This is a genomic window from Thioclava sp. L04-15 (genome assembly GCF_002020275.1).
Lineage (GTDB): Bacteria > Pseudomonadota > Alphaproteobacteria > Rhodobacterales > Rhodobacteraceae > Thioclava > Thioclava marina.
On sequence record NZ_MPZW01000002.1, the window covers coordinates 40331 to 62092 of the forward strand.

Sequence of the window (21762 nt, forward strand, 5' to 3'; positions counted from 1 at the left end):
GGGAGGTCGTCCTGTTCTTGAGTTGCCCCGCCCATAAGGGAAAAAACCGGGCGCGGCTAGCCCCAGAGGTGCGACTTCGCGCCCTTCAGTGGAAATGCGAACGCGAAAACAGGTTGATGACCATAATTCCGGCAAGGATCAAACCGATTCCGATCAGCGCCGGGGCATCCAGTCGCTGGTTGAACAGAAGCCAACCGACGCTCGCGATCAGCACCATGCCGATCCCCGACCAGAGCGCGTAGGTGATCCCGAGCGGAAGCACCTTGAGCACAAGCGTGAAGAAATAGAGCCCGCCGATGAACCCCACCGCGACGCCGACGGTCGGCCAGAATCTGGTGAATTGCTGGCTGGCCTGAAGGCAGGCGGAACCGAAGGTCTCGAAAGCCACTGCCACCAGCAGGAAAAGGTATGTCTTGATCATGCCGCCACTCTGACCGATCGCCGCGCGACTTGCCAGAGGCACCGATCAGTCGAGAACCTCTTCCTGGAACTGGGTCAGCACGAGGCGCCAGAAATCGAACGTGTCGTCGAGATTCTTCCGGCTCACCCCGAAATCGAGATTGACGTTCATCTCCACTGTCGGATCGCCGTCCTCGTCGAGATAGGCCTTGCCGAAGCGCATCCCGCTATTCCAGGCGTTGATCTGCGCCAGAGACACCGGCACACCTGCCCAGCCAGCGGTGAACTGGATCGAATTGCAGTTCTGGCCGTTGGTGCAACCGTAGAAGAGCACGATATATTGCGTGCCGTCGATGCGCCCGACGATCTGCGGGTCGCCGTCGGAATCGGTCTCCAGTTCGGCCGAGCCGTACCCCGTCGCGATCGCGCGGATCGCCTCGGGATCGGAACCGTCGATCAGTGTCTCTGCCGAGGCCAGCGGGCCTGCGAGTGCGAGGGGAACGGACAGGCACAGGCCTGCCAGTCGGGCGCGCAACGTCATGTCTCTCTCCACTGTCTTGTCGGGTGAACCTTCGTTCACCTTATCGTGAGCCTAGAGAGAGTAAGGTTTCGCGCCAAGGGGTTGCAGGAGCGATGAGGCGATGCGGCGCAGGGATGCGCGCTTATTGCGCCACGTACCAGTCGCGGCGGTGGTTCATCGCGATGACGAAATTCAGCACCAGCGCCCCAAGGAGCGACCAGAGAACCAGCGAGGGTTCGAGCACGAAGCTCGCGATCACAAAGAGGCACAGGTCGTGGATCAGCTGCGTCCAGCCTGCGCGAAACCCGAACTTGTCCTGCAAGATCACCGCGACGATGGAGACACCGCCAAGCGATCCTTGATGGCGAAAGAGGCCCAGAAGGCCCACGCCTGCGGAGACGCCGAAGAGGGCGGCGGCGACGGCCGGGTGGATATGGTCGACATGCAGAACCGGTTTCAGCGCCTCGGCCATCAGCGAGACCAGCGTGACAGTCACCAGGCTTTTCACGGCGAACCCCGCACCGCGCGCGTAATAGGCAAAGGCGTAGAAGGGGATATTGATCGCGAAGAACACGAGACCGAAGCTGAAGCCCGTCACATAGGACAGGATGAGCGCCGCGCCCGCCGTGCCGCCCGTCACCAGTCCCGCTGCGCGCAGCAGGTGGATGCCGAGCGCGGCCTGCGCCGAGGCCACGACGAGGCCTTGAAGGTCCTCGAACTGGGAATAATGCGGACGAGCCGGAATGTGTGCGTCAGTGGTCATGACCTAAAAATAGGACAGAATCGCTGACTTTCCAAATCGCTGCACGCAGAGCGGCCTTGCAGCGGGGGAAAGGCTCAGGTCGCGACGTAGCGGTCGCGGCGGTGGTTGATCAGGATAATCACGTTGAGAACCATCGCACCCAAAAGCGACCAGAGCACCTTGTCGAGCGGCAGCACGAACAGCGCAAAGAGGAAAACCCCGCAATCGAAGAGGATCTGCGTGCGGCCCGCCTTGAACCCGGTCTTGTCCTGCAGATAGAGCGCGACGATCCCGACGCCGCCAAGGCTTGCGCCGTGACGAAAGAGCGCAAGCAGTCCCGCACCGGCGGTCACGCCAGCCAGGACGCCCGCCGCGCCGGGATGCAATGTGGCGAAGCTCAGAAGATGCGGGAAAATCTCGGTGAAGCTCGAGAGCAATGCGACCGCGAGCACGGTCTTGATCGTGAACCGCTTGCCCATCCGGCGGAAGGCCAGCCAGTAGAAGGGCAGGTTGAGCGTGAAGAAGATCGCGCCAAAGCTCCAGCCCGTAACGTAGGACAGCACCAGCGACAGGCCCGCGATCTGGCCGGTGAACAGCCCCGCGCCATGCAGCAGCGACACCGAGAGCGCCACCAGAAGCGTGCCCGAAAGCAACCCCTGAGTGTCCTCGGGCAGGGTGTGTCGATGCGGGTCTTTGATGCGTGTCTGGGCCATGGCCGCCAGATGCCACGGGTCCAAGGCGCGCGCAAGCACTGCGATCTATGGGCAACAGCCTGGCTCCAAGAACGGGCTTTCACACTCGCGTGACTTGCCTCATCGCTTCGCATCGCGCCAAGTGACGCCATCCGAAACGCCCAAACCAGGAGGAGGGCTCGTATGATCCAACAGCACCAAGCCCCCGCCATGCGTTGCGGATATTTTGTCAGCACCCAAGCCACCGCCATCCGCGTCGCACGACGCCAAGGCTGATCGCTCCCGCTGACACTTCCGGGGCCTAGCCCCATCCCGCAAACCGACCTGATCTGCGCCCCGATTTTCTCGTGGCGCCTTCGCCGCCTTCGCGCGGCGCCGTTCGGGTCGTCTTTTCAAACCAACTGAAGGAAAGGCCGGTTGCGGGGGAGGTCCCGTGCCGGAAGATGACAATGACCCAGACCCTCACGCGTCCGACGGATGCTTTTACCCTCGATGCCGCGATCGCCAAATATGGCGCGGCCAAGGTTCTGCGCGCGGCGCTCTTTGCGCTGATCACGCGTGGCCCGAAACCGCGGGCGCTCGATGCGGATGCGCTCAGCGATTACCTGCGGGCCGATATCGGCCTGGGGCCCGCCGAGCCCCCGCCCGAACCGTGGAGTTTCCTGCGGTAAGCGAAAGGGCCGGGCGTGAAATGCGCCCGGCCCCCTCAAACCTCTCTGCGCCGATCAGAGCGTCAGCGACTTGTTGAGATACTCGTCGATCTTCTCGAGGAAGCCCATCGTGGTCAGCCATTTCTGATCCGGGCCCACGAGCAGCGCGAGGTCCTTGGTCATGTGGCCGTCCTCGACCGCCTTCACACAGACCTTCTCGAGCGTTTCCGCGAAGGTCTTGAGCTGGTCGTTGCCATCGAGTTTGGCGCGGTGCTTGAGGCCCCCGGTCCAAGCGAAGATCGAGGCGATGGAGTTCGTCGAAGTCTCCTTGCCCTGCTGGTGCTGACGGTAATGGCGCGTGACCGTGCCGTGGGCGGCCTCGGCCTCGACGGTCTTGCCATCGGGCGTCATCAGGATCGAGGTCATCAGGCCGAGCGAGCCGAAACCCTGTGCCACGGTGTCGGACTGCACGTCGCCGTCGTAGTTCTTGCACGCCCAGACATAGCCGCCCGACCATTTCAGCGCCGAGGCCACCATGTCGTCGATCAGGCGGTGCTCGTACCAGATGCCGGCTTCCTTGAACTTCTCGGCGAACTCTTCTTCGTAGACCTTCTGGAACAGATCCTTGAAGCGACCGTCATAGGCCTTGAGGATGGTGTTCTTGGTCGACAGATAGACCGGCCAACCCTTCACGAGCCCGTAGTTCAGCGAGGCTCGCGCGAAGTCGATGATCGACTTGTCGAGGTTGTACATGCCCATCACGACGCCCGCGTCCGGCGCCTGGAAGATTTCCTTTTCGATCACCTCGCCGTCGTCGCCCACGAATCTCAGTGTCAGGGTGCCCTTGCCGGGGAAGCGGAAGTCGGTGGCCTTGTATTGGTCACCGAAGGCATGACGCCCGACCACGATCGGCTTCGTCCAGCCCGGCACGAGGCGCGGCACGTTGCGGCAGATGATCGGCTCGCGGAAGATCACGCCGCCGAGGATGTTGCGGATCGTGCCGTTGGGCGAGCGATACATGCGCTTGAGGTTGAACTCCTCGACGCGGGCTTCGTCGGGGGTGATCGTCGCGCATTTGACGCCAACGCCATATTGCTTGATCGCCTCGGCCGCATCGACGGTGATCTGGTCGTCGGTGCGGTCGCGTTCCTCGATGCCGAGGTCATAATATTTCAGGTCGATATCGAGATAGGGCAGGATCAGTTTCTGCTTGATGAAGTCCCAGATAATGCGGGTCATCTCGTCGCCGTCGAGTTCGACGACCGGGTTTTCAACCTTGATCTTGGTCATGCGCGTTCCTTCTGGTTTGCGGGACGGTTCACGGAACCGTGTTCCGGGGAGGCCGGGAATCGAAAGGGGCGGCTCGGTGCCGCCCCTTCTGTCTCAGTGCTCTCAGCCGATGATGGCGTTGAGCGTTGCGCTCGGGCGCATCACCGCGGCGAGTTTCGCCGGGTCGGCGTGGTAGTAGCCGCCGATATCGGCCGGCTTGCCCTGAACGGCGGCGAGTTCCGCCACGATCTTCGCTTCGTCATCGGCCAGCGCCTTCGCGACGGGCGCGAATTCGGCTGCGAGTTCCGCGTCGTCGCCCTGGGCGGCCAGAGCCTCGGCCCAGTAACGGGCGAACCAGTAATGGCTGTCGCGGTTGTCGGGCTGGCCGACCTTGCGCGAGGGCGAGCGGTCATTGTCGAGGATGCCCTGCGTCGCGACATCCACCGCGTCGCCCAGCACCTTCGCCTTGGCGTTGCCTTTCGTTTCCGCGAGGAAACGGAAGCTTTCACCGAGCGCACAGAACTCGCCGAGGCTGTCCCAGCGCAGGTGGTCTTCTTCCAGAAGCTGCTGGACGTGCTTGGGGGCCGAGCCGCCCGCGCCGGTCTCGAACAGACCGCCGCCCTGCATCAGCTTCACGATCGAGAGCATCTTGGCCGAGGTGGCCAGTTCCAGGATCGGGAAGAGGTCGGTCAGGTAGTCGCGCAGCACGTTGCCGGTGATCGCGATGGTGTTCTCGCCCTTGGTGATGGTCTCGAGCGAGGCGATGGTGGCTTCGCGCGGCGCCATGATCTCGAACTTGTCGGCAACGCCCTTGGCTTCGAGGATCGGCTTCACATATTTGATCAACTCCGCGTCATGGGCGCGGTTTTCGTCGAGCCAGAAGATCGCACGGTAGCCGGTCAGGCGCTGGCGATCGATCGCGAGGTTCACCCAGTCCTCGATCGGCGCCTTGCGGGCCGAGGCCGAGCGCCAGATATCACCAGCCTTGACCTCATGCGCGTGCAGCACGGTGCCATCGTCGAGCACCATCTTCACCACGCCGTCGGTGGGGATTTCGAAGGTGGTGGGGTGCGAGCCGTATTCCTCGGCCTTCTGCGCCATCAGGCCGATGTTCTGAACGGTGCCCGCGGTGGCGGGGTTCAGCTTGCCGTTGGCTTTGAAGAACTCGACCGCGGCGTCATAGACCGGCGCATAGGAGTTGTCCGGGATCACGCAGACGCAGTCATGTTCCTTGCCATCGGGGCCCCAGCCCTTGCCGCCAGCGCGGATCAGCGCGGGCATCGAGGCGTCGATGATGACGTCCGAGGGAACGTGCAGGTTGGTGATGCCCTTGTCGGAGTTCACCATATACATCGGCGGACGCTCGGCGGTGACGGCCTCGATTGCGGCCATGATCTCAGGCTGATCCTTCACGCGGGCGAGCAGGTCGCCCAGACCCGAATTCGGGTTCACGCCGAGCGCCTTCATCTCGTCGCCGTATTTCTCGAAGACCGGCTTGAGCCAGGCCTTGACCGCATGGCCGAAGATGATCGGATCCGAGACCTTCATCATCGTCGCTTTCATGTGCAGCGAGAACAGGACGCCTTCGTCCTTGGTCTTCGCGATCTCGTCCTCGAGGAACGAATCCAGCGCGGATGCCGACATATAGGTCGCATCGACCACGGTGCCCGCCGGGTACTTCACGCCTTCCTTCAGAACGGTCTCGGTCTTGGCGTTTTCCAGGACGATCGTCGCGGTTGCTTCCTTGGGCAGGGTGGCCGAGACTTCATTCGAGAAGAAATCGCCGCCCGACATTGCTGCGACGCGGGTCTTGCTGTCCCTGGTCCACTCACCCATGCGGTGCGGGTTGGCCTGGGCGAATTTCTTCACCGCGGTTGCGGCGCGGCGATCCGAGTTGCCCTCGCGCAGGACCGGGTTCACGGCCGAGCCCTTGATCGAGTCGTATTTCGCGCGGACCGCTTTCTCGGCGTCGGTCTTCGGCTCTTCGGGGTAGTCGGGCAGGGCGTAGCCTTGCGATTGCAGCTCCTTGATCGCGGCCACGAGCTGCGGCACCGAGGCAGAAATGTTCGGGAGCTTGATCACGTTTGCCTCGGGCGTCTTCACCAGTTCGCCCAGCTCGGCCAGATCGTCCGAGATGCGCTGCTCTTCGGTCAGCACTTCGGGGAAGGTGGCGAGGATACGGCCCGCAAGCGAGATGTCCTTGGTGCCGACCGAAATCCCGGCGGCAGAGGCGAATTTGCGGATGATCGGCAGCAGCGAGGCGCTGGCGAGTTCGGGGGCCTCGTCGACCTTGGTGTAGATGATATCGGGGGTATTTTTATCGGCCATTGCGGAGCCCTCTCGGTTGGAGTCTCGGTTTCGCTGCCTCATACCCGATTCAGATCCGCTTGGCTAGACGGTATGCGATTGTATACGGGAAGGCTCTGCCACTTATCGCCGAGGGGGGCGGATGCGGCACTGGTCGGGACCGCTCAGCCGAAGCGCGATCGCGATCAGGCTGACGAGACTCAGCGCAATCAGGGTCAACGGAATGTTGCGCGCGGCGATGTTGGTGCCGAGATGCGCGCAATCGGGAATGAGCACCAGATAGATCACGAAAGGCGCAATGGCGAGGCTCAGCACCATCCACTCGACCCAGTTGAAATAGAGCCCGTTGCGAAACAGCCTCAGCATGGCCGGGGCGCTCAGGAGAAGCAGAAAGGCTGGGATCGTGTCGTCGTCGCTGCCCGAGGACAGCAATTCGCGACAAGCAATGCCATCCGACCCGATCAGCGGTGCGTCGAAGGAGTCAAAAAGAAGGCCGAGGAGCATGGCGCTCAGAAGTGAGAGGAAGAACGGGATGTTCCAGCCGCTCATCGCGCCGTGAACCATCCTTCGACCCTGGCCCGGACCCATTCCCAGACCGCAGGCGCGCCGCGTGAGATCTTGGTGCCGATCCGGTCTTCGAGTTGGGAGAAGCTGACGTCATACTCGATCCACGATCCGCCGCCCGACTGGTGGTTGAGCAGCACCGGCTGCACCCGGTCGAGCGATTTGGCGAAGATGGCATCGGGGCTCTCGTTCGCCTCGAATTCGTGCCAAAGCGCGAGCAGCTCCGCCCCCTGATCCTCGGGCAGCAACCCGAAGATGCGCGCGGCGGCCTCGGCCTCGGCCTTCTGGATGTCCTCGGAGCCATGCGCCGTGCCGCCCTGAGAATGGATCGGCACATCGCCCACGTCGATCTCGACGAGATCATGCAGCAGCAGCATCCGGATCACCCGGTCGATCGACACGCCCTCGGGCGCCTGATCGGAGAGCGTCAGCGCATAAAGAGCAAGCGACCAGCTATGCTCGCCCGAATTCTCGGGGCGCGAGGCATCATGGATCGGCGTCGCCCGCGTGACCGATTTCAGTTTCTCGGCTTCGGCGAGAAACGCGAATTGGCGATCGAGCCGGTTCATCCACGCCTCCACAGTCGCGGCAGCAAAAGCAGGAAGGCCACGAAAAGGAACAGCCCGCTGATACGCCAGATCATCGCGCGATCCGAAAAGGTCGCGCAATCGATGCGCGGCACGGCGAAGGCGTAGAAGAACAGGGTGCCGAGCATCGACAGCAGCACCGTGCCAAGCCCCACCACTGGCGGGATCGCGCGGTCCGCGGCCGAAAGCAGCAAGAGTGTCCAGCCGATCCAGAGCGGCAGCACCGATATCATCAGGTGAAGCGGGCTTCGGACGAGCCCGGCAAAGCCGCGCAGCATCGCCTCGCCGCGCGTCGCATCCCCGGTCCAGTCGCCCTCGCAGATCATGTGGGTGGCGTGGAAGGCGGTGGCGATAACGAGCGACAGGCCGAGCGCGAGCGCCGCGGCGTAGAAGATCGTTGTCGCGGACTGGTTCACGCCTCGTCCCCGGAAGCGTCGGATTGCGCGGCTTTGCGCGCCTTGGCGTCGAGCTCGCGCAGGCGTTTCTCGAAGAAATCGCGCCCGCGCTGCTCGGCCATATGCAACCGGCAAGCCGTCATGAAGGCTTCTTGCAGCGAGGGCGAGGACGTGCCGATGTAATTGCCGACCTCCATGAAGAGGCGATCGTCGCCGTATTTGCGCATCGCCTCCATGGTCTCGGCGGCGAGCTTTTCAGCAAGCTCGTCGATCAGCGCCATCAGCGCGTGCCCTCCGTCAGGCGGCGACGCACATAGGTCTGCACCGTCTCGATCATCGGCTTCATATGGGCTTCTTCGTTCTTGAAGAAGTGATCCGCGCCCTCGATCTCCTCATGGGTGATCGTGATGCCCTTTTGCTCCTGGAGCTTGGCGACCAGCAGGTCGGTCTCCTTGGGTTGGGCGATGCGGTCGTTGGTGCCGTTGATGATCAGGCCCGAGCTGGGGCAGGGCGCAAGGAAGGAATAGTCGTAATTGCCGGGGCCCGGCGACGAGGGGCCCGGAGGTGCGACCGAAACGAAGCCGGTGATCTCGGGGCGACGCATCAGCAGCTGCATCCCGATCCAGGCGCCGAAGCTGTGACCCGCAACCCAGCAATGCTTGGAATTGGGATTCATCGCCTGAAGATAATCGAGTGCCGAGGCTGCATCCGATAGCTCGCCGATGCCCTGGTCGTATTCGCCCTGACTGCGGCCCACGCCCCGGAAGTTGAAGCGAAGCACCGTGAAGCCCATCTTGAAGAAGGCGTAATGCAGGTTGTAGACGACGCGATTGTTCATCGTGCCGCCAAATTGCGGATCGGGATGCAGGATGATCGCAATCGGGGCGTCGGGGGCGGGTTGCGGATGATAGCGCCCCTCGAGGCGACCTTCGGGACCGGGGAAAATGACTTCGGGCATTGTCTCTCGTTTGCTCTTGCCAGCTTGGCTCCGGCGCGCGTGCTGCGACCTCGCGTTTCTTGACGGGTCGGCACGGCTGGCCTAGGAGGAAGCCACCCCCGGCGCCATGCCGGGAGATCGGGTATTGGTGGAGGTAATCGGCCCTCGCGCTTGCGTCAATGCTTTCAGCGGTTTTTGCGTGCGTTGCGGGTCGATTTAAGTCAGCTTGAAGGTTCCGGGCGGGAGGGTCGCATGAAACTGTCGACGAAAGGGCGTTACGCGATGGTCGCGCTGGTGGATCTGGCGCTGGCGGGCGAAGGCAGCCGAACCTCTCTCGCGGCCTTGTCCGAGCGTCAGGATATTTCTCTGCCCTATCTCGAACAGCTTTTCGTGCGGCTGCGCCGCGCGGGCCTGGTGAATTCGGTGCGCGGCCCGGGCGGCGGCTATCGTCTTGCGCGTTGCCCCTCCGAAATCCGCATCTCGGAGATTTTCGAGGCCGTGGACGAAACCGTCTCGGCGATGCATGTAGGCGCGGGCGCCTCGGGCGCGATCTCGGGCTCGCGCGCGCAATCCATGGCGAACCGGCTCTGGGAGAGCCTGTCGGCACAGGTTTTCGTCTTCCTGCATCAAACGACGCTCGAAGACGTGGTGAAGAACCGGCTCAAGCCATGCCCGGCCGTGCCGAGCCTGTTCTCGGTGGTCGACGAGTAACCTCGAGCGGTGGTCGGCAAGGCGGGCCATGGACGCGCTGCGGGGGATATTTGAAGCAGTTGGAAAGTGAGAGTTTGCCTCTTCCAACTGCTTCAAATATCCCCGCCGGAGGCATCCGACCTCTCAACCACGCGGAGCGCATGATGGAGCGTACCTATCTCGACTGGAATGCAACGACCCCTTTGCGGGTCGAGGCCCGCGAGGCGATGATCGCGGCGATGGATGTGGTGGGGAATCCGTCCTCGGTGCATTCGGAAGGGCGCGCGGCGAAGGCCCTGATGGAGCGGGCCCGCGCGCAGGTGGCAGCGGCTCTCGGGGCCGAGGGGCAGGACATCATCTTCACCTCGGGAGCGACGGAGGCGGCGGCTTTGGCATTGGCCGGACAGGGGATGCATTGCGCCGGTGTCGAGCACGATGCGGTCCGAAGCTGGTGTGAACAGGATCTTGGCGTTGATCGGACGGGTCGGATCGAGGTTTCCGATCCCGCGCATTCTGCCGTCCAGCTTGCCAATTCCGAGACCGGGGTGGTGCAGGAGCTGCCGGAGGGGCTTTACCTGAGTGATCTCACGCAGGGTTTCGGCAAGATTCCCTTCGCCTTCAACTGGCTTGGCGTGACCTGCGGGATCGTCTCGGCGCATAAACTCGGTGGACCCAAGGGCATTGGTGCGCTGGTGGTAAAGCGCGGCACGGATATCGCCGCACAGCTCAAGGGCGGCGGTCAGGAGATGGGCCGGCGTGCGGGCACCGAGAACCTGACCGGGATCGCGGGGTTCGGGGCCGCCGCCGAGGCAGCCTCGCACGATCTTGAGAGCGGAATTTGGGCGCGCGTGGAAATAGTTAGAAACATTCTAGAGAGTGCCATTGCGGATCGCGCAAAAGAAACTATTTTTGTCGGGAATGAATCACGCAGGCTCCCGAACACCACCTGCTTCATCACGCCCGGATGGAAGGGCGAGACGCAGGTGATGCAGATGGATCTGGGTGGTTTTGCCGTTTCGGCCGGCTCGGCCTGTTCGTCGGGCAAGGTGAAAAGCTCTGCCGCTCTGGTGGCGATGGGTTTTTCCGAAGAGGAAGCCGGCTGTGCGCTGCGGGTCTCGATCGGCCCGGACACGCGTGAGGAAGATGTGATGCGTTTCGCCGAACACTGGCTGAAATGCGAAGGGAAACACCGCGCGCGGCGCGGGTGAGCGACAGGAGAGGCCGGATATGGCGGGTGCGGATCAGGTGGAAGTGCGCGAAGGCGTGGATCGCGAAACGGTCGAGACCGTCCAGAACATGGGCGCCTACAAATACGGCTGGAATACCGAGATCGAGATGGAATACGCGCCCAAGGGCGTGAACGAGGACATCGTCCGCCTGATCTCGAGCAAGAACAACGAGCCCGAGTGGATGACCGAGTGGCGCCTGAAGGCGTTTGCGCGCTGGCAGGACATGAAGATGCCCGACTGGGCGCTTCTGAACATCCCGGATATCGACTTTCAGGACCAGTATTACTACGCCCGCCCGAAAAGCATGGTCGAGAAGCCCAAGTCGCTCGACGAGGTCGATCCCAAGCTGCTGGCTACCTATGAAAAGCTCGGCATCCCGCTGAAGGAACAGATGATCCTTGCCGGTGTCGAAGGGGCCGAGGATATCGACCTCAACGACCGTCAGGTCGCTGTCGACGCGGTGTTCGACAGCGTTTCCGTGGGCACCACCTTCAAGGACAAGCTCGCCGAGGCGGGGGTGATCTTCTGCTCGATCTCCGAAGCGATCCAGGAGCACCCGGAACTGGTGAAGAAATATCTCGGCTCGGTCGTACCGCAGGCGGATAACTTCTATGCCGCGCTGAACTCGGCCGTTTTCTCGGATGGCTCCTTCGTCTACGTGCCCCCGGGCGTGCGCTGCCCGATGGAGCTTTCGACCTATTTCCGCATCAACGCGGAAAATACCGGGCAGTTCGAACGCACCCTGATCATCGCCGACAAGGGCTCCTATGTGAGCTACCTCGAAGGCTGCACCGCACCTCAGCGCGATGTCGCCCAGCTGCACGCTGCGGTTGTGGAGATCATCATCGAGGAAGACGCGGAGGTGAAATACTCCACCGTCCAGAACTGGTTCCCGGGCGACGAGAACGGCAAGGGCGGCATCTACAACTTCGTCACCAAGCGTGCCGATTGCCGTGGCGACCGCGCCAAGGTGATGTGGACCCAGGTCGAGACCGGCTCGGCGATCACCTGGAAATACCCGTCCTGCATCCTGCGCGGCGATGACAGTCAGGGCGAGTTCTACTCGATCGCCATCGCCAACAATTACCAGCAGGCCGATACCGGCACGAAGATGCTGCATCTGGGCAAGAACACCCGCTCGCGCATCGTCTCCAAGGGGATCTCGGCGGGCAAGGCGCAAAACACCTATCGCGGTCAGGTGTCTATGCATCCCAAAGCCACCGACTCGCGCAACTACACGCAATGCGACTCGTTGCTGATCGGCGACAAATGTGGCGCGCATACGGTGCCCTATATCGAGGTGAAGAATAACTCCTCGCGCGTCGAGCACGAGGCAACCACCTCGAAGGTCGATGACGATCAGCTCTTCTATTGCCGCGCGCGCGGCATGGATGAAGAGGAGGCCGTGGCTCTTGTCGTGAACGGCTTCTGCCGCGAGGTGCTGCAGGCTCTGCCGATGGAATTCGCGATGGAAGCCCAAAGCCTTGTGGCGATTTCTCTGGAGGGCAGTGTCGGGTGATTTGCACACGTGTAAATTGCAAAATCGCCCCGGATGTGCCCCATTTCAGGCACATTCCTTCAGCATGTCTTAACCCGCCAGGAAGATGGATCGAGGTGGGCCATGACGATATCCAGCACGAGCTTCAACGATCGGTTGACGCGGATCGAGAAGATTTCGGCCAAGAACAAGGGTCGGGTCGTGCTGCATGTCGGGGATCGCGAAATGAACGTGCGCGCGGATTCCGCGATGCTGCGCGGTGCGATCGCCGAGCCCAGGACGAAGCGACGTTTGCTTGCCTTCATTCCGGCATTGGGAACGGGCGTCGCGGGATTTGTTCTGGCATCCGTCCTGCGCGAGCATTTCATGACGCCGCAGATCGCGGAAGCGATCGGAACCCATGCCGATCTCGCGCTCTTCGGGGCGGCGCTTCTCGTGGCCTTCGTGATCGGACTGTTCTTCAAGCTCCTGTCGACGAAACTCGTCATGCTACAGGCGCTCGGCGTCGTCATCGCGATGGCGGGGCTGCACAATCTGGCCTTCTGGCAGCCCGCGCTGGCGTCTTCGGTCTTTTCCGAGGCCTGGGTGCAGCAGAAAGTGGCAGAGACCGAGCCGCGCACGCTGACCTATGCCGGGGCCGTGATCCACTTCTGACCTGCGGCGGCGCGGCCCCGCGGGGTCGCTCCATCGGAGGTCACGCATGATCGTCACCACCACCCCCACCATCGAAGGGCGCCCGATCGCGGCCTATCACGGCATTGTCGTGGGCGAGGCGATCATGGGCGCCAATGTCGTGCGCGACATCTTCGCCTCGGTCACCGATATCATCGGCGGCCGGTCGGGGGCTTACGAATCCAAATTGCAAGACGCGCGCTCCACGGCGCTGCGTGAACTTGAAGATCGCGCCCGCGAACTGGGCGCGAATGCCGTTGTCGGCGTCGATCTCGATTACGAGGTCGTCGGCCAATCCATGCTGATGGTGTCGGCCTCCGGCACCGCTGTTACCGTATCCTGAGGAAGAACCATGCTTGAGATCAAGAACCTGCACGTCAAACTGGAAGAAGAGGACAAGCAGATCCTCAAGGGCGTCAACCTGACCGTCGAGGCCGGAAAGGTCCACGCGATCATGGGGCCGAACGGCTCGGGGAAATCGACGCTGAGCTACGTTCTCTCGGGTCGCGACGGCTACGAGGTGACCGAGGGCGAGGCGGAACTCGACGGGATGGACCTGCTCGAGGCCGAGCCTGAAGAGCGCGCGGCGGCGGGCCTCTTCCTGGCGTTCCAATACCCGGTCGAGATCCCCGGTGTCGGCAACATGACCTTCCTGCGCACCGCGCTCAACGCGCAGCGCAAGGCCCGCGGCGAAGAAGAGATCTCCGCCGGTGACTTCCTCAAGCTCGTTCGCGAAAAGGCGAAATCGCTGAAGATCGACGCCGACATGCTCAAGCGCGCGGTCAATGTCGGCTTCTCGGGCGGCGAGAAAAAGCGCAACGAAATCCTTCAGATGGCGCTTCTGGAGCCGAAGATGTGCATCCTCGACGAGACCGACTCTGGCCTCGACGTCGACGCGATGCGTCTGGTCGCCGAAGGGGTGAATGCGCTGCGCGACGAGAAGCGCTCCTTCCTCGTGATCACCCACTACCAGCGCCTGCTCGACCACATCAAACCCGATGTCGTGCACATCATGGCCGATGGCCGCATCATCGAGACCGGCGGGCCGGAACTGGCGCTTGAGGTCGAGAAGAACGGCTATGCCGAGCTGCTGGCCAAGCACGGGATCTCGGAGGTGATGGCGTAATGTCGGCTGTCGAGAAAATGACCCCCGCCGAGGCGCGGCTTGCCCGCGTCACGCTGCCCGAGGGTTTCGGGCCGCAACGCCGGGCCGCGCTCGAGCGTCTGATCGCGATGGGCCTGCCGGGTCGTCGTGACGAATACTGGCGCTGGACCAACCCGACCGATTTCATCGCGCCCGAACCGGTCGCCGCCGCGCCGTTCAAGGATGACGAGCCGGAGCTGTTCGGCGAGATCGACCGCCTGAAGGTCGTATTCCGCGATGGCGTCTTCGATGCCGAGGCTTCGGACGATCTGTCCATGTCGGGCGTCGAGATCCTGCGTCTGGCCGAGGCGGGCGATGTGAACTGGGCAAGCGCGCTCTATGGCACGTTGGAGGCCAATGGGCAGAAGCCGGTCGTGCGCCCCTTCGCAGCCCTGAACACCGCGTCGGCCACCGATGGCGTGCTGATCCGTGTGACGGGCAAGGCCGAGAAACCGGTGAGCCTGATTTATACCCATGAATCAGAGACTTCCGATCCGATCTTGCATCATCTCGTGAAGCTTGAAGAGGGCGCCGAGATCACCGTGCTGGAAAACGGCCCGGCCGGTGCGCGGTTCAACAAACTGATGGAAGTCGATGTCGCCAAAGGCGCGCGCTTCCACCATATCCGCGTGCAGGGCCGCGATCACGAGCGTCGCGCCGTGACCGGCATCTTCGCGCGCGTGGCCGACGAGGCGCTGTTCAAGTCCTTCACGCTGACCTCGAACGGGGTGCTGACGCGCAATGAATGCGTGATCGACATCGTGGGCGACGATGCCAATGCCCATGTCGCGGGCGCGGCGCTTGGCGACGGCAAGAGCGGCGCGTTCCACCACGACGACACGATCTTCATCACCCATGACGCCGAACGCTGCGAGAGCCGCCAGGTGTTCAAGAAGGTGCTCAAGAACGGCGCGCAGGGCGTGTTCCAGGGCAAGATCCTTGTGAAGCCGGGCGCGCAGAAGACCGACGGTTACCAGATCAGCCAGTCGCTGTTGCTCGACGAGGACAGCCAGTTCCTCGCCAAGCCCGAGCTCGAGATCTATGCCGATGACGTGCAGTGCTCGCATGGCTCGACCACCGGCGCGATCGACGAGACTGCGCTCTTCTACCTGCGGTCTCGCGGGGTTCCGGTCGAGGAGGCAACCGCGCTTCTGGTTCTCAGCTTCGTGGCTGATGCCATTGAAGAGATTGAAGAAGAGCGCTTCCGCGACGCGATCCTGACGCGGCTCGAAGGCTGGCTTTCGCGGCATCGCGGCTGAGATGGCAGCCAGCGACGACATCCTGCGGACCTATCGGCACCCGCGTGTGGTGATGCGCGAACATCTGGCGCGTCCGGCTTCCGAGCCGCGCGCGCTGGTGTTCCTGCTGCTGGCGCTGACGGTGATCTTCATCGGCCAGTGGCCGCGCCTGTCGCGGCTGGCCCATGAGATGCCCGATCAGCCTATGGTCGGGCTGATGATGGGGACGATGCTTGCGCTTCTGGCGACGGTGCCCATCTTCTACCTGATCGCCGCACTCGGCCATCTGGTCGCGAAAGCGATGGGCGGGCAGGGCAGCTGGTATGGTGCGCGGCTTGCGCTGTTCTGGGCGCTGCTCGCGGTGTCGCCGCTGATGCTGCTGCAAGGTCTCGTCGCGGGTTTCATCGGGATCGGGCCGCAACTGTCGTTGGTCTCGCTCCTGGTCGGGGTGGCGTTCGTGCTGTTCTGGATCGTGGGTTTGCGCGTGGCGGAGTTCGAAGGAAAATCAAGGTGATGCAGGTCGATCTCAAAGACTGGCTGATGCGGAGCTTCACGGAACCGCGCGCGGTCGCCCGCGAATTGATGGCGCTCAATCTGCCCAATGCGGCACGCTTTCAGGCGATGGTGCTTGTCGTGGTGATGAGCGCGATCCTTGGCACGCTCGCGCAGATGGTCTTCACCGTCATCACCAAGCTCGACCTTGGAGAGCTGACCTCGCCGCTCATGGTGGTGGGGCTTCAGGCCTCGCTGCTGCTCTATGGCGCCTTTGCGATGTCCTTCGTCGGTCAGCGCGCGGGCGGCAAGGGCAGCTATGCTGACGCGTTGCTGCTGCTGACCTGGATCGAGTTCGTGCTGATGATCGGGCAGGTGATTCAGGTCGTTCTGATGGTCTTCTTCCCCATCTCGGCCACGATCATGTCGTTGTTGCTGGTCGGGCTGATGTTCTTCCTGCTTGTGCAGTTCACGATGGAGCTGCACGGCTTCACCAATCCGCTCGCCGTGGCCGTGGGGGTGATCCTGACCTTCCTCGGGTCCGCGCTCATTGCCGGGATCGTGCTGGTCTCGACAGGGCTCGTGCAGATGCCCACGACCCCCATGCCGAGCTGAGGTAGAGACATGTATGATATCGAAAAGATCCGCTCGGATTTCCCGATCCTGTCGCGCGAAGTGAACGGCAAGCCACTGGTTTACCTCGACAACGGGGCTTCGGCGCAGAAGCCGCGCGTGGTGATCGACGCGATGACGCGGATGTATGAGAACGAGTATTCCAACGTCCATCGCGGTCTGCATACGCTCTCGAATATCGCGACGGAGAAATACGAGGGCGTGCGCGCGATCGTGGCCAAGTTCCTGAAGGTGAAGGACGCGGATGAGATCGTCTTCACCACCGGCTCGACCGAGGGGATCAACCTTGTGAGCTACGCCTGGGCCGCGCCGAAGCTTCAGGCTGGCGACGAGATCGTGCTCTCGGTGATGGAGCATCACGCCAATATCGTGCCGTGGCATTTCCTGCGCGAACGTCAGGGCGTGAAACTGGTCTGGGTCGAGCCCGAGGCGGATGGATCGCTGCCCCCCGAGAAGGTGCTCGAGGCGGTGACCGATCGCACGAAACTGATCGCGATCACCCATATGTCGAACGTGCTCGGCACGCTGGTCGATGTGAAGCCCATCGCACAAGCCGCGCGCGAGAAGGGGATCGCGACGCTCGTCGATGGCAGTCAGGCGGCAGTGCACGGGCCGGTCGATGTCGACGATATCGGATGCGATTTCTATGCCATCACCGGTCATAAGCTATATGGGCCAAGTGGTTCCGGGGCGATCTTCATCCGCAAGGAACGGATGGCCGAGATGCGTCCCTTCCTCGGTGGCGGCGATATGATCGACACCGTGACCCGCGACAGCGTCACCTATAACAAACCGCCGATGAAATTCGAGGCCGGCACGCCCGGCATCGTGCAGCAGGTGGGGATGGGCGTGGCGCTCGACTACCTGATGCAGATCGGGATGGAGAATATCGCGGCTCATGAGCGGTCCCTGCGGGATTACGCGCAGGAGAAGTTGACGGGGCTGAATTGGCTCAACGTGCAGGGCAATGCGCCGGACAAGGGGGCGATCTTCTCGCTCACCCTCAACGGCCCTGCGCATCCCCATGATATCTCGACCATTCTCGACAAACGCGGCGTGGCTGTGCGCGCCGGGAGCCATTGCGCGATGCCGCTGATGGATTGGCTGGGCGTCTCTGCCACCGCGCGGGCCTCGTTCGGGATGTACAACACACGCGAAGAGGTCGATGCGCTCGTCTCCGCGCTGGAACTCTGCCACGAATTACTGGGCTAGGGCCTTTCGCACGCATTTGCGATGCGATGTGCGCTTGCCATTGCTGCGATGCAGCATAACTGTTTCTCGACAGCGGACGTGACAGAGGCAGGCCATGAAACGCAAACGGATCAACCTTGCCCTTCAGGGCGGCGGCGCGCATGGCGCCTTCACCTGGGGGGTGCTCGACCGCTTCCTTGAAGAGGACTGGCTGGACTATGCCGCGATCTCGGGCACCTCGGCCGGGGCGCTGAATGGCGCGGCTTTCAAGGCGGGATATGCGCGCGGCGGCCGCGAGGGCGCGCGTGCCGAGCTCGAACGGCTCTGGGGGCAGGTCTCGGAAACCGTAGATCTTCGGCTCAATCGCATCCTTCCCGCCGAGCTTCCCGGCGGCGAGGCGATCATGCGCTGGTTCGACGCCTTCACGCCTGCGGCTTTCATCGAAGGCATCTCGCGTGTGTTCTCGCCCTATGACACGGGACCGTTCTACATCAACCCGCTCGCGTCGGTGGTCGAGAAATTCCACTTCGAGGATGTCTGCGCAGCCGCAGACCCGGCGCTTTTCGTTTCGGCCACGAATGTGCGCACAGGAAAGATCCGGGTCTTTTCACGTGACGAGATCACGGCGGATGCGATCCTCGCCTCCGCCTGCTTGCCCGAGATTTTCCGCGCCGTGGAAATCGACGATCCCAAGACCGGCAAGAGCGAGGCCTATTGGGATGGCGGTTTCACCGGGAACCCTCCCTTGTTCCCGCTCTTCGAGCCGCGGTTCCCGCGCGATGTCGTCGTAATCTCGATCAACCCGCTGCTGCGGGACGGTATCCCGACGACGCCCGCGCAGATCGAGGAGCGGATCAACGAGATCAGCTTCAATTCCTCGCTCCTGCGCGAGCTGCGCGCGATCAATTTCGTGCGCCGCCTGATTGCCGAGGGACGTTTCCCGGAAGGGGCGATGAAGGATGTCCTGATCCACATGATCGCCGATGACGACGTCATGACCCGACTGAGCAGCAAGTCGAAGATCCTGCCCGAATGGGGGATGCTGCAAAAGCTCAAGGAGGCGGGGCGGGCCGCGGCCGATGCCTGGCTCGAGGCCCATGCCGACAAGATCGGGGTCGAGGCCTCGACCGATCTTCACTCGTTGTTCGACTGAAGTTTCGCCTTGATCTTGCGCCCGTCCTTGCCTTTCGCCTCCTTGGGCTGCGGATAGACGAGGCCGGCCGAGATGATCAGCTTCGCCGCATCCTCGACGGACATGTCGAGATAGGTGACCTGCGATTGGGGCACGAACAGCAAGAACCCCGAGGTCGGGTTCGGCGTCGTTGGCAGGAAGACCGAGATCAGCGGGTCCGCATCGTCCGCCTTCTGGGCGATCTCGCCCTTCGCGGTCGAGGAGACGAAGGCGATCGCCTTGAGCCCTTCGCGCGGATATTCGATCATGCAGGCACGGTCGAATTTCGCCTCGGATTGGCTCAGCACGGTCTCGGCGATCTGCTTGAGCCCGTTATAGACCGTACGCACCAGCGGCAGCCGATCGACGATGCTCTCGCCGAAGCGGATCATCGTGCGCCCGAAGAAACCCTTGGCGAGCCATCCCACGACCACGGTGAAGATCAGGAAGATGATCACGCCGATGCCGCGCACATTGACGCCGATATAACGCTCGGGGCGCAGTTCCGGCGGCACCAGCGGCAGCACCCAGCCATCGACCCAGCCCGCCATCGTCCACATCAGCCAGATCGTCAGACCGATCGGCGCGACCACGATCAAACCGGTGAAAAAGGACGCACGCAATGCCGCGAAACGCGAGCGTTTGCGCGGGGGATTTTCTTCGGGTTTCGTCATGGGCCTCTCACGGGCACGGGCGCCTGTGGCGCGGGATCTGCCAGCTATCTAGGCACCGCCCGCGCTTTCAGCAATGGCAATCGCGTCAGCCGCGGCGCGCGGCCGTGATTTCGCCCGCGATTGCGGCAGCCAGCCGTGCATTGTTCAGAACGAGGGCGATATTGGCCTCGAGCGAGCGGCCTCCGGTCAATTCGAAGATGCGCGAGAGCAGGAACGGCGTGACGGCCTTCGCGGCGATGCGCCGGGCGTCGGCTTCGGCCAGCGCCTCTTCGATCACCGGCACGATCTCCTCGCGCGCGATTTCGGCCTCGGCGGGGATCGGGTTGGCGATCAGCTGTCCGCCGGGCAGGCCGAGGCTCGCGCGGGCGATTTGCGCCTGTGCGATCTCGGCGGGCGTGTCGGCGCGCAGCGGTGCAGGCAGGCCGGAGCTGCGCGACCAGAAGGCGGGAAAATCGTCTTGCCCGAAAGCGATGACCGGCACGCCATGGGTTTCCAGAACCTCCAGCGTTTTCGGAAGATCGAGAATGGCCTTCGCACCCGCCGCGACCACGCTGACCGGCGTCTGCGCGAGTTCGAGCAGGTCGGCGGAGATGTCGAAGCTCTCCTCGGCGCCGCGATGCACACCGCCGATCCCGCCGGTTGCGAAAACCTCGATCCCGGCGAGATGGGCGGAGATCATCGTCGCGGCCACCGTGGTCGCGCCGGTCGCGCCTTTCGCGAGGCAGACCGCCAGATCGGCGCGGCTGACCTTCATCGCGTCGCTCGTACGAGCGAGCCGCTCCAGCGCGTCCTGCTCGAGCCCGATATGGATCAGACCGTCCATCACCGCGATCGTCGCGGGGACCGCACCGGATTCGCGCACTTCCGCTTCGACACGCTGCGCGGTTTCGAGGTTCTGCGGATAGGGCATTCCGTGGGTGATGATCGTCGATTCCAGCGCGACGATGGGGCGTCCATCGGCCTGGGCCCTGGCGACCTCGTCGGAAAAGGTGAGGGGGGCGGTGGTCATGTCGCAAGCTCTCCGGAAACATAGCGGGCCGCGGCGAGGAGCGCGCGTTCGAGCGCCTCCGCACGGGTGCCGCCCTGACGTTCGGCCACGAGATGCGCGGCCATGAAAGTATCGCCCGCGCCGGTGACGCGGGTCACGAGAACGGGGGGAGGGGCCGCGGCGATCACCCCGCCGGCACTCGCGCAGCCATCGGCCGCGGCCTTGCCGCCATCGGTCACTAGCACCCGATGCGCACCGCGTTCCAGTAGCCCTTCGGCGGCCGCCTCGGCGCTCTCGAAATTGCGCTGGCACAGGATGCCCGCCTCCTCGAGATTGACATAAAGCGTGGCGGACGGGTGCGAGAGCAGAGGCATCAGGCGTTCGGCCTTGCCGGGGCTCGCGGGCGCAACCCGCAGGTCGGATTTCGCAAACAGCGGCGACTGCGCGATCTGGCTGAGCAACGCTTCGGTGAGGTTGCCGTCAAGTGCGACCGGCCCCTCCCAGGGCTCGGCCTCGGAGCCCAGTCGCCCATCGGCGAGAGGCGCCAGGATCTTGTCGCCCGCAGCCTCCAGGGAATGCGCATCCGCGATGGCCGCGACCAACCCGTTCGCGCCTTCGATCGCCATGTAACGATCGGTCGGCAGATCCTCGGAGACGTAGAGATAGGCGCAATCGATCCCGAGCACCTCTGCGGCCCGGATCAGGTCTTCGCCCTGGCTGTCGCGACCCAGTGCGGTGAGCACGGCGGGCGTGAGCCCGAAACGGCGCAGCGTCATCGCGATATTCATCGCAACGCCGCCCGGAAGCCGCTCGATCCGGCCCGGCACATCGGAGCCGGTGCGCATATGCACGCTCGCGCGCCCGATGATGTCCCAAAGGACCGAGCCGATGCAGAGAATGTCGGGACGGGATTCTGTCATGAACCTTCTGTGGCGCGGTTTGGCGGGCGGAGCAAGGGGGCGCTGCCCCCTCGGCGCGGCGCGCCTCACCCCCGAGATATTTTCATCAAGAAGAAGCGCGAAATCATCTTCTTCTTGACCCAAATATCTCGGGGGTGAATTTCCGTAAGGAAAGAGGGGG

At 63.3% G+C, this 21762-nt stretch carries 26 protein-coding genes; 12 read left to right on the forward strand and 14 right to left on the reverse strand.

The window, feature by feature from the left end; genetic code table 11:
- Positions 1 to 85: 85 nt before the first annotated feature.
- From BMI90_RS06355 to BMI90_RS06370, 4 genes are all read right to left on the reverse strand, one after another.
- Positions 86 to 421 carry an SMR family transporter gene (locus tag BMI90_RS06355; protein WP_078527365.1) on the reverse strand — a complete coding sequence of 112 codons (336 nt, stop codon included), beginning with the start codon at positions 419 to 421 and terminating at the stop codon, positions 86 to 88.
- Positions 422 to 466: 45 nt separating this feature from the next.
- Positions 467 to 940, reverse strand: a complete 474-nt coding sequence (locus BMI90_RS06360) for a YbjN domain-containing protein (protein WP_078527367.1) — start codon at positions 938 to 940, stop codon at positions 467 to 469.
- Between the two features lie 121 nt (positions 941 to 1061).
- Positions 1062 to 1682, reverse strand: a complete 621-nt coding sequence (locus tag BMI90_RS06365; RefSeq protein WP_078527370.1) for a YitT family protein — start codon at positions 1680 to 1682, stop codon at positions 1062 to 1064.
- A 74-nt stretch (positions 1683 to 1756) separates the two neighbouring features.
- Positions 1757 to 2374, reverse strand: a complete 618-nt coding sequence (locus tag BMI90_RS06370; RefSeq protein ID WP_078528088.1) for a YitT family protein — start codon at positions 2372 to 2374, stop codon at positions 1757 to 1759.
- A 428-nt stretch (positions 2375 to 2802) separates the two neighbouring features.
- Here BMI90_RS06370 and BMI90_RS06375 point away from each other — a divergent pair, with 428 nt between their 5' ends.
- The gene (locus BMI90_RS06375) at positions 2803 to 3024 is read left to right on the forward strand and encodes a hypothetical protein (RefSeq protein WP_146642512.1); all 222 of its coding nucleotides are present in this window, start codon (positions 2803 to 2805) and stop codon (positions 3022 to 3024) included.
- 54 nt (positions 3025 to 3078) lie between these two features.
- Here the strand turns inward: BMI90_RS06375 and BMI90_RS06380 are convergent, their stop codons facing one another.
- The 7 genes from BMI90_RS06380 to BMI90_RS06410 all read right to left on the reverse strand — a co-directional run bounded on the left by BMI90_RS06380 (position 3079) and on the right by BMI90_RS06410 (position 9083).
- The gene (locus BMI90_RS06380; protein ID WP_078527375.1) at positions 3079 to 4293 is read right to left on the reverse strand and encodes an NADP-dependent isocitrate dehydrogenase; all 1215 of its coding nucleotides are present in this window, start codon (positions 4291 to 4293) and stop codon (positions 3079 to 3081) included.
- A 102-nt stretch (positions 4294 to 4395) separates the two neighbouring features.
- Positions 4396 to 6600: an NADP-dependent isocitrate dehydrogenase gene (locus BMI90_RS06385; protein WP_078527378.1), complete on the reverse strand. Its 2205-nt coding sequence runs from the start codon at positions 6598 to 6600 to the stop codon at positions 4396 to 4398.
- A gap of 102 nt (positions 6601 to 6702) precedes the next feature.
- On the reverse strand, positions 6703 to 7128 hold the full coding sequence (locus BMI90_RS06390; RefSeq protein ID WP_078527381.1) for a hypothetical protein: 426 nt from the start codon (positions 7126 to 7128) through the stop codon (positions 6703 to 6705).
- A complete protein-coding gene (locus tag BMI90_RS06395) occupies positions 7125 to 7712 on the reverse strand; it encodes an HD domain-containing protein (RefSeq protein WP_078527383.1) in 588 nt (195 codons plus the stop codon). Before BMI90_RS06395 ends, BMI90_RS06390 begins: the two co-directional genes overlap by 4 nt.
- A complete protein-coding gene (locus tag BMI90_RS06400; protein ID WP_078527385.1) occupies positions 7709 to 8146 on the reverse strand; it encodes a hypothetical protein in 438 nt (145 codons plus the stop codon). Before BMI90_RS06400 ends, BMI90_RS06395 begins: the two co-directional genes overlap by 4 nt.
- A complete protein-coding gene (locus tag BMI90_RS06405) occupies positions 8143 to 8406 on the reverse strand; it encodes a hypothetical protein (RefSeq protein WP_210401926.1) in 264 nt (87 codons plus the stop codon). The genes BMI90_RS06400 and BMI90_RS06405 overlap by 4 nt, the downstream gene beginning before the upstream one ends.
- Complete coding sequence (locus BMI90_RS06410; protein WP_078527387.1) at positions 8406 to 9083, reverse strand: alpha/beta hydrolase; 678 nt, start codon at positions 9081 to 9083, stop codon at positions 8406 to 8408. The genes BMI90_RS06405 and BMI90_RS06410 overlap by 1 nt, the downstream gene beginning before the upstream one ends.
- 231 nt (positions 9084 to 9314) lie before the next feature.
- On the opposite strand from BMI90_RS06410, the gene BMI90_RS06415 reads away from it, so the two are divergent.
- From BMI90_RS06415 to BMI90_RS06465, 11 genes are all read left to right on the forward strand, one after another.
- Positions 9315 to 9773 carry an Rrf2 family transcriptional regulator gene (locus BMI90_RS06415; protein ID WP_078527389.1) on the forward strand — a complete coding sequence of 153 codons (459 nt, stop codon included), beginning with the start codon at positions 9315 to 9317 and terminating at the stop codon, positions 9771 to 9773.
- A 143-nt stretch (positions 9774 to 9916) separates the two neighbouring features.
- Positions 9917 to 10960, forward strand: a complete 1044-nt coding sequence (locus tag BMI90_RS06420) for an aminotransferase class V-fold PLP-dependent enzyme (RefSeq protein WP_078527391.1) — start codon at positions 9917 to 9919, stop codon at positions 10958 to 10960.
- 19 nt (positions 10961 to 10979) lie between these two features.
- Positions 10980 to 12500, forward strand: coding sequence for a Fe-S cluster assembly protein SufB (sufB, locus tag BMI90_RS06425; protein WP_078527393.1), 1521 nt, complete (start codon positions 10980 to 10982; stop codon positions 12498 to 12500).
- Positions 12501 to 12602: 102 nt separating this feature from the next.
- Entirely contained in the window at positions 12603 to 13133 is a 531-nt protein-coding gene (locus tag BMI90_RS06430) for a hypothetical protein (RefSeq protein WP_078527395.1), read from the forward strand.
- A gap of 46 nt (positions 13134 to 13179) precedes the next feature.
- The gene (locus BMI90_RS06435; RefSeq protein WP_038078274.1) at positions 13180 to 13494 is read left to right on the forward strand and encodes a heavy metal-binding domain-containing protein; all 315 of its coding nucleotides are present in this window, start codon (positions 13180 to 13182) and stop codon (positions 13492 to 13494) included.
- A 9-nt stretch (positions 13495 to 13503) separates the two neighbouring features.
- On the forward strand, positions 13504 to 14277 hold the full coding sequence (sufC, locus tag BMI90_RS06440; protein ID WP_078527397.1) for a Fe-S cluster assembly ATPase SufC: 774 nt from the start codon (positions 13504 to 13506) through the stop codon (positions 14275 to 14277).
- A complete protein-coding gene (gene sufD / locus BMI90_RS06445; RefSeq protein WP_078527399.1) occupies positions 14277 to 15554 on the forward strand; it encodes a Fe-S cluster assembly protein SufD in 1278 nt (425 codons plus the stop codon). Before sufC ends, sufD begins: the two co-directional genes overlap by 1 nt.
- A gap of 1 nt (position 15555) precedes the next feature.
- The gene (locus BMI90_RS06450) at positions 15556 to 16047 is read left to right on the forward strand and encodes a Yip1 family protein (RefSeq protein WP_078527401.1); all 492 of its coding nucleotides are present in this window, start codon (positions 15556 to 15558) and stop codon (positions 16045 to 16047) included.
- On the forward strand, positions 16047 to 16640 hold the full coding sequence (locus tag BMI90_RS06455) for a YIP1 family protein (protein ID WP_078527403.1): 594 nt from the start codon (positions 16047 to 16049) through the stop codon (positions 16638 to 16640). The genes BMI90_RS06450 and BMI90_RS06455 overlap by 1 nt, the downstream gene beginning before the upstream one ends.
- A gap of 9 nt (positions 16641 to 16649) precedes the next feature.
- Positions 16650 to 17870, forward strand: coding sequence for a cysteine desulfurase (locus BMI90_RS06460; protein WP_078527405.1), 1221 nt, complete (start codon positions 16650 to 16652; stop codon positions 17868 to 17870).
- A gap of 94 nt (positions 17871 to 17964) precedes the next feature.
- A complete protein-coding gene (locus BMI90_RS06465) occupies positions 17965 to 19002 on the forward strand; it encodes a patatin-like phospholipase family protein (RefSeq protein ID WP_078527410.1) in 1038 nt (345 codons plus the stop codon).
- Here the strand turns inward: BMI90_RS06465 and BMI90_RS06470 are convergent.
- The 3 genes from BMI90_RS06470 to BMI90_RS06480 form a co-directional block, all read right to left on the reverse strand.
- Entirely contained in the window at positions 18984 to 19694 is a 711-nt protein-coding gene (locus BMI90_RS06470; protein ID WP_078527413.1) for a DUF502 domain-containing protein, read from the reverse strand. The genes BMI90_RS06465 and BMI90_RS06470 overlap by 19 nt on opposite strands.
- A gap of 85 nt (positions 19695 to 19779) precedes the next feature.
- On the reverse strand, positions 19780 to 20703 hold the full coding sequence (locus tag BMI90_RS06475) for a pseudouridine-5'-phosphate glycosidase (RefSeq protein WP_078527415.1): 924 nt from the start codon (positions 20701 to 20703) through the stop codon (positions 19780 to 19782).
- Entirely contained in the window at positions 20700 to 21602 is a 903-nt protein-coding gene (locus tag BMI90_RS06480) for a PfkB family carbohydrate kinase (RefSeq protein WP_078527417.1), read from the reverse strand. The genes BMI90_RS06475 and BMI90_RS06480 overlap by 4 nt, the downstream gene beginning before the upstream one ends.
- Positions 21603 to 21762: the final 160 nt, after the last annotated feature.